At 51.9% G+C, this 11,842-nt stretch carries 16 protein-coding genes and 1 tRNA gene; 9 read left to right on the top strand and 8 right to left on the bottom strand.

From position 1 onward, the window contains the following. The 9 genes from tuf to rplL all read left to right on the top strand — a co-directional run. Positions 1-152, top strand: a 152-nt coding sequence (tuf, locus tag J7M22_09720; protein MCD6506886.1) for an elongation factor Tu, incomplete at its 5' end; no start/stop codon positions are given. A gap of 16 nt (positions 153-168) precedes the next feature. Beyond that, positions 169-321: a 50S ribosomal protein L33 gene (rpmG, locus tag J7M22_09715; GenBank protein ID MCD6506885.1), complete on the top strand. Its 153-nt coding sequence runs from the start codon at positions 169-171 to the stop codon at positions 319-321. 11 nt (positions 322-332) lie between these two features. Beyond that, positions 333-409, top strand: a tRNA-Trp gene (locus J7M22_09710). A 36-nt stretch (positions 410-445) separates the two neighbouring features. Continuing rightward, complete coding sequence (gene secE, locus J7M22_09705) at positions 446-631, top strand: preprotein translocase subunit SecE (protein MCD6506884.1); 186 nt, start codon at positions 446-448, stop codon at positions 629-631. A 15-nt stretch (positions 632-646) separates the two neighbouring features. Then, entirely contained in the window at positions 647-1,171 is a 525-nt protein-coding gene (nusG, locus tag J7M22_09700; protein MCD6506883.1) for a transcription termination/antitermination factor NusG, read from the top strand. Next, positions 1,171-1,599, top strand: a complete 429-nt coding sequence (gene rplK, locus J7M22_09695) for a 50S ribosomal protein L11 (protein MCD6506882.1) — start codon at positions 1,171-1,173, stop codon at positions 1,597-1,599. The genes nusG and rplK overlap by 1 nt, the downstream gene beginning before the upstream one ends. Continuing rightward, positions 1,599-2,297, top strand: coding sequence for a 50S ribosomal protein L1 (locus tag J7M22_09690; GenBank protein MCD6506881.1), 699 nt, complete (start codon positions 1,599-1,601; stop codon positions 2,295-2,297). Before rplK ends, J7M22_09690 begins: the two co-directional genes overlap by 1 nt. 161 nt (positions 2,298-2,458) lie before the next feature. Continuing rightward, the gene (locus J7M22_09685; GenBank protein MCD6506880.1) at positions 2,459-3,049 is read left to right on the top strand and encodes a 50S ribosomal protein L10; all 591 of its coding nucleotides are present in this window, start codon (positions 2,459-2,461) and stop codon (positions 3,047-3,049) included. A gap of 26 nt (positions 3,050-3,075) precedes the next feature. Beyond that, the gene (rplL, locus tag J7M22_09680) at positions 3,076-3,480 is read left to right on the top strand and encodes a 50S ribosomal protein L7/L12 (GenBank protein MCD6506879.1); all 405 of its coding nucleotides are present in this window, start codon (positions 3,076-3,078) and stop codon (positions 3,478-3,480) included. Between the two features lie 63 nt (positions 3,481-3,543). Here rplL and J7M22_09675 read toward each other — a convergent pair whose 3' ends face one another. From J7M22_09675 to J7M22_09640, 8 genes are all read right to left on the bottom strand, one after another. Continuing rightward, positions 3,544-4,725, bottom strand: coding sequence for a class I SAM-dependent RNA methyltransferase (locus J7M22_09675; protein ID MCD6506878.1), 1,182 nt, complete (start codon positions 4,723-4,725; stop codon positions 3,544-3,546). Further along, positions 4,722-5,465, bottom strand: coding sequence for a hypothetical protein (locus J7M22_09670; protein MCD6506877.1), 744 nt, complete (start codon positions 5,463-5,465; stop codon positions 4,722-4,724). Before J7M22_09670 ends, J7M22_09675 begins: the two co-directional genes overlap by 4 nt. Next, positions 5,462-6,232, bottom strand: a complete 771-nt coding sequence (locus J7M22_09665; protein ID MCD6506876.1) for a tetratricopeptide repeat protein — start codon at positions 6,230-6,232, stop codon at positions 5,462-5,464. The genes J7M22_09670 and J7M22_09665 overlap by 4 nt, the downstream gene beginning before the upstream one ends. A gap of 248 nt (positions 6,233-6,480) precedes the next feature. After that, entirely contained in the window at positions 6,481-7,800 is a 1,320-nt protein-coding gene (locus J7M22_09660; GenBank protein ID MCD6506875.1) for a trypsin-like peptidase domain-containing protein, read from the bottom strand. A gap of 363 nt (positions 7,801-8,163) precedes the next feature. Beyond that, positions 8,164-8,370: a 30S ribosomal protein S21 gene (locus J7M22_09655; protein ID MCD6506874.1), complete on the bottom strand. Its 207-nt coding sequence runs from the start codon at positions 8,368-8,370 to the stop codon at positions 8,164-8,166. 71 nt (positions 8,371-8,441) lie between these two features. Then, on the bottom strand, positions 8,442-9,023 hold the full coding sequence (maf, locus tag J7M22_09650) for a septum formation inhibitor Maf (protein ID MCD6506873.1): 582 nt from the start codon (positions 9,021-9,023) through the stop codon (positions 8,442-8,444). Beyond that, positions 9,020-10,318 carry a hypothetical protein gene (locus tag J7M22_09645; GenBank protein ID MCD6506872.1) on the bottom strand — a complete coding sequence of 433 codons (1,299 nt, stop codon included), beginning with the start codon at positions 10,316-10,318 and terminating at the stop codon, positions 9,020-9,022. Before J7M22_09645 ends, maf begins: the two co-directional genes overlap by 4 nt. Before the next feature lie 116 nt (positions 10,319-10,434). Continuing rightward, entirely contained in the window at positions 10,435-11,688 is a 1,254-nt protein-coding gene (locus J7M22_09640) for a hypothetical protein (GenBank protein MCD6506871.1), read from the bottom strand. Positions 11,689-11,842: the final 154 nt, after the last annotated feature.

Genomic DNA, 11,842 nt, shown 5'->3' with positions numbered 1-11,842 from the left:
CGGAGGGAGTAGAGATGGTGATGCCGGGTGATAATGTGAATTTGACGGTTGAGTTGATGGTTCCGATAGCGATGGAGGAGGGGTTACGGTTTGCGATCAGAGAGGGAGGACACACCGTCGGTGCTGGTGTCGTGACCAAGATCATAGAGTGATAGGGGGCGAGTGGGAATGCCGAGAGATCTGGTTATACTGGCATGTGATGTCTGTAAAAGGCGGAATTACGTCACAACGCGCAACAGACAGAAAACTCAGAAGAGGCTTGAATTAAAGAAATATTGTAAATTCTGTCGGAAACACACCCTGCATAGAGAGACGAGATAGGTTTAACTTGCAGGCCAGTAGCTCTAACGGATAGAGCGTCGGACTCCAAATCCGAAGGTTGGAGGTTCGAATCCTCCCTGGCCTGCCATTTTTTGTAAAGGGAGATCTCTAAGGTTGGGATATCATGATCGAAAGGCTGAAGAGATATTTGAAAGAGGTAAAGCTTGAGTGGGGCAAGGTTTCCAAGCCCACCTATAAGGATATATGGGGATCAACGGTTGTGGTGATAGTGGCCGTTGCCATAGTCGCTGTTTACCTATGGATAGTGGATTTCGTCCTAGGTAGGATCATTCGACTTCTGTTTTTCTGAGGACGGTTTGAAATCATGCCTTGGTACGTGATACACGCTTACTCCGGACATGAACAGAAGGTTAAGCTTAACCTCGAACAAAGGCTAAAAGCGTTGGGTTTAAACGAGGAGGATTTTAAAATATTCGTTCCGACGCAGGAAGTAGCCCAAGTAAAGGACGGCAAGAAGAAGGTATCTGTGAGGACTTTCTTCCCGGGCTATGTGTTGATTTTCCTTAAGGAATTGGATAAAAGGCTATGGCATGTGGTGAAGAGCACGCCCGGGGTGATAGGATTCGTCGGATCGGGAACGAATCCGACCCCTCTGCGCGAGGAGGAGGTCAAAAACATATTTGAGGTGACACAGTCTAAGGAGAAACCGGCTCCAGCTGTCACCTATTCGGTCGGGGATAAGGTAAAGGTCATAGACGGTCCGTTCACCGGATTCCCCGGTGAGGTCGATGAGGTAGATGAGGAGAGACAAAAGCTCAGGCTGATGATCTCGATTTTCGGCCGCTCGACGCCGGTCGAGTTGGAATTCTTCCAGGTGGAGAAGATATAATGGCGAAGAAGGTCGCAGGTGTGGTCAGACTTCAACTTCCATGTGGGCAGGCGACGCCGAGCCCGCCTGTCGGGCCTAGTTTGGCTCCCTACGGGATAAACATACCCGAGTTCGTCAAGAACTTCAACGCTCAAACACAGTCGCAGGCCGGATTGATCGTCACGGTGATCGTAACCTGCTACACCGACAGGTCGTATTCGTATGAGATCAAGTCTCCGCCCGCTTCAATCCTGCTTAAACAGGCGGCTAAGATCGCCAAAGGCTCGGGTGAACCCAATAGGAACAAGGTGGGCACGGTGACCGAAAGCCAGGTCAGAGAGATAGCTGAGACCAAGCTTAAGGATCTCAATACCGATGATATCGAGGCCGCCATGAGGATGATAATGGGAACGGCCAGAAGCATGGGCATTGTGGTGGAGAAGGACTGATGGCTAAGAGAGGAAAGAGATATATCCAGGCTCTGGAATTGATCGATAGAGCTAGGCTCTATACGCTCGATGAGGCCATACGTCTTGTAAAACAGGTGGCCACGGCGAAGTTCGACGAGACGGTGGAGTTGGCAGCCAGACTGGGGGTCGATCCAAGGCACGCTGACCAGATGGTAAGGGGTACCGTAACTCTACCGCACGGCACCGGGAAACAGGTGAGGGTGCTCGTCTTCGCACAGGGCGAAAAGGCGCGTGAGGCCCAGGAGGCCGGAGCCGATTATGTCGGTGGTGAGGATTTGGCCGAAAGAATTCAGGAAGGCTGGGTTGATTTCGACGCAGCCATCGCAACACCGGATATGATGAGGATCGTCGGCCGATTGGGGAGGATCCTCGGTCCCCTGAGATTGATGCCCAATCCCAAGTCCGGAACCGTTACCTTCGACGTCGCTGATGCCGTCAGAGAGATAAAGTCGGGCAGGATAGAGTTCAGGGTCGATAGATCCGGCAATATACATGCACCTGTGGGAAAAGCCTCCTTCCAGGAGGAAATGCTCAAGGAGAACATCACCACCCTGATGGATGCCATAATCAGGGCCAAACCGCCGGCCGCCAAGGGGAGATATATAAGAAATGTGGCTATCTCCCCCTCAATGGGGCCTGGGATAAAGCTGGATCCGAATGAGTTTCTGAAACGGTAAAAACGAATATCAGAGAGATCAATTCCGGTCGAAGACGGCAGGTGCGAACCTCGGTTCGCTTAATATCCTGTCCAGACTGGGGCTGAAAAGTTTGGAATTCCTGCCTCCGTTTGACGACCGGAGGCTTTTTTGTTGTCCAAATTAAGCTGGGAAGGGATACTATGGACGAAAAACCCGTCTACACCAGAAAGGAACCCAGACCGGAGAAGATCGCCGTCGTTAACGAACTCAAGGAGAAGTTCTCCTCTAACGAGATAGGCATACTGGTGAACTTTCAGGGATTAAACGTCGCCGAGATAAACGAGCTAAGGCACAGATTCAGACAGGCTGGTGCTGAGTTCAAGGTCTGTAAGAATACCTTGCTCAATCTGGCCCTCCAATCGCTCGGCGTTGAGGGATATGAGCCTTACCTGGTCGGGCCAACTGGTGTGGCCTTCTCAAAGGATGCCGTTGCCCCCGCGAAGGTACTGGTTGAATTTATCGACGAGTTCGACAAACCTCAGATCAAGGGCGCGATACTAGGTAAGAGGGTTCTCGACGCGGAGGCCGTGCCGGAGCTGACCAAACTGCCGCCGAGAGAGGAGTTGATCGCAAGGGTAGTGGGAGGAATCAGCGCGCCGATAGCCAACCTGGTATACGTGCTGAATGGCGCTAATCCGGCATCCGGTCTGGTTAATGTGCTTCAGGGAACGATCAACAAAATAGTATACGTCCTCAAGGCGATAGCCGATCAAAAGGAAAAGGCCGCCTGAGGTGAAATCTAAGGAGGTTAGGTAGAATGGCTCTCAGCAAAGAGGAGATAATCGAAGCTATATCTAACATGACCGTTCTGGAGCTTTCAGAGCTGGTAAAGGCTCTGGAGGAGAAATTCGGAGTGACGGCCTCCGCTCCGGTTATGATGGGGCCGATGCCCGGAATGCCCGGAGCCGCTGCAGGTGAAGCCGCTGAGGCAGCAGAAGCCGAGGAGGAGAAGACGGAGTTCGACGTCGTCCTGGCCTCTTTTGGCGATAAGAAGATCCAAGTGATCAAAGAGGTAAGGGCCATAACCGGCCTCGGACTTAAAGAGGCTAAGGAGAAAGTTGAGAGCGCCCCGACCACCATCAAAGAGGGGATCTCTAAGGAAGAGGCCGAGCAGATCAAGGAGAGACTGGAGGCCGTCGGCGCTACCGTCGAGATCAAGTAGCTAAAAACCGTTGAGCGTAGAGCGTAAGGCGTTCTATATGCCTTACGCTTTACGCTTCGCGCATTACGTTTTCCCCTTGATCAGCTTAAAAGCTCTGATCCATAGGTTGCCGTTGCATATGGGGAAACTCTCACCGATCCTGAATCCCAAAGTCTCCGCCGTGCTGAAGATCAGGTTTTTATGCGTCGTCACGAGCACCATCCTGCCGCCTTCCCTTAGAACTTCAAATCCCGATCTCATAAGCGATCTATGTATCTCCGTCGCTCTCCTCACATCGGCTATCCTCATCCCATAAGGCGGATTGGTGACGATCACATCCACGGAACCGGGGCGGAAAAACTCTGAGAGCGCAGACACATCGTGACGGTATATCTCCACCTTGTCCTCAACCTCTGCTGAACGCACGTTCATGATCGCACCTTCGACGTGCTTTTCGAACAGCTCAGATCCGTAGATCCGTAATTTGACCCCCCATCTTATTCCGCCATCAATTTGGGCCATGATTTGAGAGAATATCTCCCTTTTGAAGGGCAACCTCGTGAAGGCGAGGTTATCTTTACGGAAGTAGCCAGGGGGCAGATCCATGGCGGTGTGTGCTGCCTCGATAGGGATCGTCCCGCTTCCACACAGCGGATCAAGCATCGTCTCCCCCTCATTCCATCCTGATATTCTCACGAGCGCCGATGCGATCGATCCCTTTAAGCTTGCCGGATGATCGTATCGCCTCCACCCCCTTCTGTGCATGCTCTCGCCGCCGACCATATCGAGGCAGACCATGCAATTATCGTTTGAGACATCCACTCTGAGCGTCACGTCGGGATCATCCAGGTTCACCCTTTGCCTGTAACCTTTTTTCTCCATCACCTTATCTATGACTGCCTGGCCGGCGGAGGCAGCTATCTGGGGTGAGATGAAACGATGCTCGCCTTTACGTTCCGATCTTATGGCGAAGCTTACATCCGGCGAGAGGAACTGGGTGAACTCCGCCTCCTTAACTCCCTCGTATATGTCCTCAAGTCCGCCCTCATCCGTTCGGATCTTAAATGAGTGTAGGAGCAACATGCAGCGGTGGATCGTTCTGAGCGAGTAACTCATTAGCACTGCCTCTTCGATCGATCGGATCGAGATGGCGACACGTCCTCTGAATCCAAAGGGATTCAGCTCAACCTCTCCCTTCAGTTTCTCCTTCATTTCATCCACAACTACCCCTTCAAGTCCCCAACATGTGGTCAGTATAGCCCTCATCTCTCCATCTCCATGAAATCCATTCTCAGCATCTCCTCGCTCAATCCCTCTTTCTGACATCTGATATCCAGATAGAGAAATACGCTCAGGAGAGCTATAACGGGATCGAAGAGAAGCGGGATGAGAAATCCAAAGCTCAGATACTCCCAGCCGCCTCCGAAGCTGGTTCTTCCCCCCAGGTAGGCCGCTGGGGTGGATATGAAAAGGGATATAAGTACTTCGGCCATCACCGGTAGAAGCACCACTACAGCGCCTCGCCTGAACTCCCCCTCCATTATCATCTTACCGCGTCTGATGGCGCCATATCCGCCCTCACCTTCGACTACGATGACGCTTGACGTGAGGATATATCTGATGAAGATCAGAAAACCTGGGAGGAGGAAAAGCATGAGGCCGAGGGTCACATAAACCGTCCATATGATGAACGAACCGAGGAGGGGAAAGAGGAGCTTACCGAGGCGGCGAAATGGGGCGAGCGGATCTGAGCGAAGTCCGAGACGCTCATACATGAAACCGGCGATCGGAAACGGGGCGACCAGAGGGGGAGCCAGAAAAATGGAGAGAAATGAGATCGAAAGCACCGTGCTGATGAACATATCGCTTGGAGGAGAATGGAATCGCAGGGGTAGCCATAGCAACAGGGAGAGAATCGATCGGGCCGGAAGCGATAGGATCAGATATCGCCCGAACCCTTTTCTGTACTCCGTCAAAACGGCTCTATAGATCTGCCCCACATTCATCTGGAACGCTGTTTTATCTGTTGCAGATAGGTTCTCAGCTCCTTGTCATAAGGCTCGATCCTGAGGGCAAGTTCGAGATTCTGCACCGCCTCGTCCCAGCGTCCCATCTTCATATAGAGCGCTCCGAGGTTCCTATAGGCGGGGGCATATCGCTCCTTGATCAACTTGGACCTAAGGAACTCCGATTCCGCCTTCAGGAAGGCCTCCTTGGTCTTGCCTTTTATGATATACAGATCGAACTCCTTGCCGTCTTCCACCGGGTTGATATGGGCATAGTGGCCCTGCGATATGGCGAAGTTCTTAACCTTCTCGGCGATCTGTTTATCACCGAAGGTCAGAACGATTATCCCGGATTCGACCTCCCTCAGGGCGTTTTGGAGTTTATCCATCGCCTCAGTAAGGGAACTCCTGGTTAGGTCATCGGTCCATATCGGTTCGGACACCGCTTCGCCGAGATTGTAATATACAGCGCCTAGATCATTATGCATCTCGGCGTTCTCAGGTCTTATTTTCAAAGCCTGCGTGTAGATCTGTATAGCTTTGTTGTAGAACTCGAGGGCTTTGTCCAGATTTCCATCCTCATAATACTTCATTCCCATCTGAGCTAAGTTCTTGCCCTCTTCTCGTAGGTTTCTAAACTCCTCGCTTTCGAGCATCTTATCGCTTCCGGTACCTCCTACGGTATGGGTCCTCATGTAGATGACCATCGGGATCAGGAACAGGAGACAAATACTCACGGCTATTATGGTAGAAAGCTGAACTTTCATCTTAATCCCCCGTTACTTAAACTCATTCGCTCAAATTCCCTTTTGAGTGTAACAGTATCACTGATAGGAAACAGGAGGCAGGAAACGGGAGACAGGAAATAGATTTCCCCTGCCTCCTGCTTCCTGTTTCCTGTCTCCTTCCAACTCTAAGAAATAAGCTCTTCTGACCTCTCAGATCTCTGCTACACTTAACGATAATATGAACGAACTCATTAAATATAACACCGAAGGTGAGCTCGAGGTTGCGATCACCTGATTAAGGTCGTTAGCCTGTAGTTAACGCCTTCCCTCTCGAAGAAGAAGGTCACCCGATTTCCTCTCGAGATCATCCTCTCCACCTTTTTGAAATCCTTCAGATCTCTGATATCATATCGGCCGATGGCGTAGATCCGGTCTCCGGTCTGTAAACCGGACCCCCACAGCGATCCGGATCGCTCCACCTTACACACAAATACCCCATCCTTGCCTTTCAGCCTGAAAACTTTGGCTATTCTTCTGTTCATCTCATGAACTTTCAGCCCGATGGGGGAGCTATAAGGTTTAGATATCAACGGCTCGGGTGTTAGCGTTAGTTTGATCTCCCTGCCCTGTCTGAGAAGGGTTATCGGATATCCCTCTCCTCCTTTAAGCAAGCGGGTTATATATCTCAGATCGTCCAGCGTTTTAACCTGGAAACCCGATATCTCCTTCAGAAGATCCATCCGCTTTATGCCGGCTCTTTGTGCGGGGCTTTTATCCTCCACATTGGCGATCAGAACGCCTCGATCTTCGGAAATCCTGAGATGTCGGGCGATGTCAGGGGTCAGCTTCTGATACTCCATCCCCGTCCATGGCTCGATCACTACACCATCCTCGAGGAGCTTTTTCATGACCATCCTGGCGATGTTCGCTGGAATCGCAAATCCCACGCCCTGTCCTATCTCCGAGGATAAAAAGGCCACGCTTATACCCTCTACTCTCCCGCGGATGTCGATAAGGGGGCCTCCGCTGTTTCCGGGATTTATCGCCGCGTCGGTCTGTATCAGATCACGATAAGTCCTTTCACCGACGCGGATCGATCTATGTAGGGCGCTTATGACCCCGACGGTGACCGAGGGTGCGCCGAACGGGTTTCCTATAGCTATGGCCCACTCTCCGAGTTTGAGCTCATTTGAATCGCCCAGATCAGCTCCCTTGTCTTTTTCCCCCACCACCTTAAGCAGCGCTATATCGGTAGGATAATCCTCCCCCACCACTTCACACTCCATCTCCTTCGATTCCACCGATATGAGCTTCACGCTCACAGCGTTCTGGATAACATGCTGATTTGTAAGCACATATCCCTTGTCGATCATCACTCCTGAGCCCAGCCTGTGCTTGGTCTGAGGCTCAAATGGGGTGAACAATTGATACCACGGGTTCAATTTGACCGGCCGGGCTGAGATGACGTTGAACACATAAGGTGAGACCTTCTCAACGGCGCGGACTATAGCGTTATCTTTGGAGTAGATCGTATTATCTGACGCCATAGTTGATGATGATAGGAGGATGAAAACAGAGATAACGGCTAATGTTTTAGATATGCTCATCTGACATCCACGAATGTCCAACATACATTCCCCATCCGCAGATTATTTATTGTCATCGCTCTTATTTCCCTTGAGTGTAGAGCGGTTATCACCGATAGGAGACAGGAGGCAGGAAACAGGAGACAGGAATATAGATTTTCCCCTGCCTCCTGCTTCCTGTTTCCTGTCTCCTTCCAACTCTGAGAAATAAGCTCTTCTGACCTCTCGGATCTCTGCTACACTTAACGATAATATGAGCGATTGTCATTGTTTGAATGACGACGAAGTCAAATGACCTAATGACTACAAATGACTTTTAAGTAGGAGCGACCGATCGGTCGCCCCCACCCATATATTTCGGTATGCTACGGCCTTCAAGGCCGGCTATTTTCTTCTGTTCGCCGCCCTTCGAGCAGCCTGACGCATTTTCCTCTGGGCCTTCAGGAGCTTCTTGCGTCTCTGCTCGCTGGGTTTTTCGTACCGTTCCCGCCTTTTTATCTCCTTCAGGAGCTGTTCCTTATCACACAGTTTCTTGAAGCGGCTCAACGCCTTATCGATCGATTCGCCCTTTTCAACCCTTACCAATGGCATCAGACTCTTAACCTCCTTGAAGAGAAAACATCTTACGAGACGGGCTTATTTTACCACATCTCGAATCAATGTCAAGAACCGAATTTCATCTTTTTTCTCAAGCGTTCGATCAGAGCTGCTAAGGGCAACCCCACGACGTTGAAGTAACATCCTTCGATCCTTTTGACGAAGGCGGCGGCTTTATCCTGAATTCCATACGCGCCCGCTTTGTCGAGCGGTATCCCGGTTTCAACGTATTCGACTATCTCATCAGGGGAGAGCTCCCTGAAGGTCACGGATGTGCTTTCAACCCAGGATTCAACCTTCATGGAGGAGGCATCGACCAACGCAACACCGGTTATGACCCGATGGGTTTTGCCACTTAGGAGGGTTAGCATCCGAATAGCCTCTTGGGGTCCAGACGGCTTCCCCAAGATCCGCCCTTCAAGCACGACGATCGTATCCGCCCCTATAACGATCCCCTCTCCTACCTTTCGAGCCACGTCTAAGGCTTTGGCGAGGGCGGCGTTGAGTGCTTTCTCCTGTGGAGAGCTTCCAGATATTTCATTTTCATCAACGCCGCTTGGGATCACCTCAAATTCAAGCCCTATCTGTCTCAGGAGGTCCGCCCGTCGAGGTGATCCCGAAGCGAGGATAAGCCTTTTACGTTTCACCGCGCATCCTTCAAGCTACCCCAGGTGGTTCTAAGCTTTCCGATCGGATCAACCGCCTGGAATCCGATCGTCTTGGATGCATCGACCTTTAACCCCTGAAAATCCTTCTCATTGTCGAAGCCGATGAAGACCGCCCATCCGCCGCCCTGCTCGCAGACTTTAACCAAAATCCTGTTAGGCCCCGGTTTGAGGGTGATGGGAACCCTATCCTGAAATCCCGATGACCCTCTCAAGACGGGATTATCATGGACCACCTTGCCGTTGAGCCAGACCTTAACGGCGTCGTCGCTGCCCACGCGAAGATCGACGTTACGCCGATCGGGCGAGATGATCACGGTATATCCATACCAGGTGTAATTGTTCAGATCTCCGACCCTGCCGAATACCTCTTCGGCTAGCTTCTGGACGTTATTGCCGCTGAAATCGGTGAACTCACCCAGTTTCCATCCCTCTGCTCCCTGTTCTACGAGCGGAAATTTCTCCCATTCCCACCTGTTCTCGACCCCTTTCCCGTTGGCTACATCCTCCTCAGTATACTTGTGGTCGGTCCACTCGGAGATGAGGTCCTTCTCAACCGCCGCGACGGCGCCGCCGGGGCTCGGGCCGATCAGGTTCAGGAAATCGTTGAAGTAAATCACTCCCGTGCTGGACAACGGCGCGGCGGCTTTCCTAGGATCTGGAGTTGCCTTCAGCCCGTCCACCGGATCGATGCGACACCATCCGGCCCATCCACCGGTTTGCTCGCAGATTTTGATCAAAAGGCCGTTTTTCCCCTGCTTGAGGGGAACGCCTTTGATATGATCCTGATTGGGGGCTATGCCTCGAAGAACGGGATTATTGTGGATCACCTTGCCGTTCACCCATACCTTGATGCTGTCATCGCTCCCGAACCACATATCCACCCTACGATCCTCGTCTGAGATTATGTAAAGGTACATGTACGCGGTTATAAAATCATGCGCGCCGAAGATATCGGCACGTTGAAAGTCGACGATGTGGTTATTCGCCGCGTCGCTCTTTATAACTTTCCAGTCAAACCTGGGATCTCCTGTGAGTTTATCCCCTGCTTTGGGCCCGTTCTCCGGCTTGGACAGATCCTCCTCGGATATACCTATGTTCTTCTTTATCCAATCTGTGATGATCCCCTCGGCATTAGCGGCTCCGGTATCGGGAACGGCTGCGACCAGCCACGACTCGATGCCTCCCGTCGCGACGGTTCTTATCGCAAATGCCATATGTGACGTAAAAAACATGATAACGGCACATATCAGAACCGGCCAAAGCGATTTACCCACAACTTCTCAGGCCTCCTTTACGAAAAATCCCATTTGTGAAGGGATAGACGCGAAAATGGCATATAGCCCCTGTCAGACGGGAGCTATATGCCATCGATCTCAATCCCTTGGATGGTTCACTTCTTGATCTTCCCCCATGTGGTCGGGAGCTTATCCATCGGATTGACAGGGGTGACGGAGGAATCCACAACCAACCCCTTGTAGAAGTCCATGTTGTCGAAACCGACGAATCCAGCCCATCCGCCGCCCTGCTCGCAGACCTTCACGAGCAGCGTGTTCGGGCCCTTCTTGAGATGGACATCGGCGGTATCCTGGAAGCCGCTGGAACCTCTCAGAACGGGGTTATCGAGCACGACCTCGCCGTTAACCCAGACCTTGATGGCGTCGTCGCTCCCGAACCGCATCTTCACATCCCTGTCATCGGGGGAGATGATCACGGTATATCCGTACCAGGTGATGTCATTCTGATCGCCCTGTCTGCCGAAGACCTCCTCGGAGAGCACCTGGAGGTTGTCTCCGCCGAAGTCGGTGAACTCACCTTCAGTCCAGGCCTCCTCGCCCATCTTAACTCCCCTAGCAACGCCGATTCCCTTAGCGACCATCTCCTCGGTGAACTTGCCGTTGGTCCACTCCGAGATGAGGTCTTTGCCCTCAGCACCTTCAGCACCGCCGGGGCTTGGGCCGATTAAGTTGAGAAACTGGGTGAAATAGATGGAAACCGCAGCGGGGATCTCCTCGAACGGGCCGTTCTTGCTGGTGGAGATCTTCAGCCCCTCAATAGGATCGATCCGGGCATAACCTGCCCATCCACCACCTTGCTCGCAGACCTTGACTAAAAGGCCGTTTTTACCAGCTTTGAGTTTAACCCCTTCCACCTTATCCTGGTCGACACCGGCGCCACGGAGAACGGGATTCTTCCAAACCTGCTCGCCGTTCACCCAGGCGGCGACGGCATCATCGCTGCCTAAATACAGGTCAACCGTGCGATCCTTGTCCGATTCAATATAGAGATACATATAAGCGGTGATGTTGTCGTTCGCCCCGAAGACATCATCACGCTGAAAGTCGAGTATGTAATTATTTGACGGATCGTTATCCACAACCTTCCAATCGAACTTGGCATCTCCCGTGAGCTTATCACCTGCCTCGGGGCCGTTCTCGGGCTTGGAGAGATCGGCTTCGGTCTTGCCGATATTCTCCTTTATCCAATCCTTCTCCAAAGCATCCAATGCCTCGCCCGTGTTGGGAACGGCTGCGACCAGCCATTTCGGGATGCTGCCTTTTGTGATGATTTTAACTGCTAGAGCACCTTGGGCGACGATGAACATGGCGAACAGCGCCATCAAGGAACAGAGTAACAACTTACGCATCGTCTCTACCTCCTCAGGTAAGTTATAAGGTTCAGGCCGTAAATTCATGGCCCAAACGGAAGGACAACAATAGTATATCCCCTGATCGGATCTTTGTCAAGCACAACGGCGGACAGGCAGGACTTCTCAAAAGTTCATGGGGCGTGAGATGAGG

The organism is Candidatus Poribacteria bacterium (assembly GCA_021162805.1).
Lineage (GTDB): Bacteria > Poribacteria > WGA-4E > B28-G17 > B28-G17 > JAGGXZ01.
The sequence above is the reverse complement of the archived record's forward strand: the minus strand, read 5'-3'. Positions and strand labels throughout refer to the sequence as shown.

What these genes read in the sequence shown, in the direction of transcription:
- rpmG (MCD6506885.1), top strand. Translation starts at nt 169, where the DNA reads ATGCCGAGAGATCTGGTTATACTGGCATGTGATGTCTGTAAAAGGCGG.
- secE (MCD6506884.1), top strand. Translation starts at nt 446, where the DNA reads ATGATCGAAAGGCTGAAGAGATATTTGAAAGAGGTAAAGCTTGAGTGG.
- nusG (MCD6506883.1), top strand. Translation starts at nt 647, where the DNA reads ATGCCTTGGTACGTGATACACGCTTACTCCGGACATGAACAGAAGGTT.
- rplK (MCD6506882.1), top strand. Translation starts at nt 1,171, where the DNA reads ATGGCGAAGAAGGTCGCAGGTGTGGTCAGACTTCAACTTCCATGTGGG.
- J7M22_09690 (MCD6506881.1), top strand. Translation starts at nt 1,599, where the DNA reads ATGGCTAAGAGAGGAAAGAGATATATCCAGGCTCTGGAATTGATCGAT.
- J7M22_09685 (MCD6506880.1), top strand. Translation starts at nt 2,459, where the DNA reads ATGGACGAAAAACCCGTCTACACCAGAAAGGAACCCAGACCGGAGAAG.
- rplL (MCD6506879.1), top strand. Translation starts at nt 3,076, where the DNA reads ATGGCTCTCAGCAAAGAGGAGATAATCGAAGCTATATCTAACATGACC.
- J7M22_09675 (MCD6506878.1), bottom strand. Translation starts at nt 4,725, where the DNA reads ATGAGGGCTATACTGACCACATGTTGGGGACTTGAAGGGGTAGTTGTG.
- J7M22_09670 (MCD6506877.1), bottom strand. Translation starts at nt 5,465, where the DNA reads ATGAATGTGGGGCAGATCTATAGAGCCGTTTTGACGGAGTACAGAAAA.
- J7M22_09665 (MCD6506876.1), bottom strand. Translation starts at nt 6,232, where the DNA reads ATGAAAGTTCAGCTTTCTACCATAATAGCCGTGAGTATTTGTCTCCTG.
- J7M22_09660 (MCD6506875.1), bottom strand. Translation starts at nt 7,800, where the DNA reads ATGAGCATATCTAAAACATTAGCCGTTATCTCTGTTTTCATCCTCCTA.
- J7M22_09655 (MCD6506874.1), bottom strand. Translation starts at nt 8,370, where the DNA reads ATGCCATTGGTAAGGGTTGAAAAGGGCGAATCGATCGATAAGGCGTTG.
- J7M22_09640 (MCD6506871.1), bottom strand. Translation starts at nt 11,688, where the DNA reads ATGCGTAAGTTGTTACTCTGTTCCTTGATGGCGCTGTTCGCCATGTTC.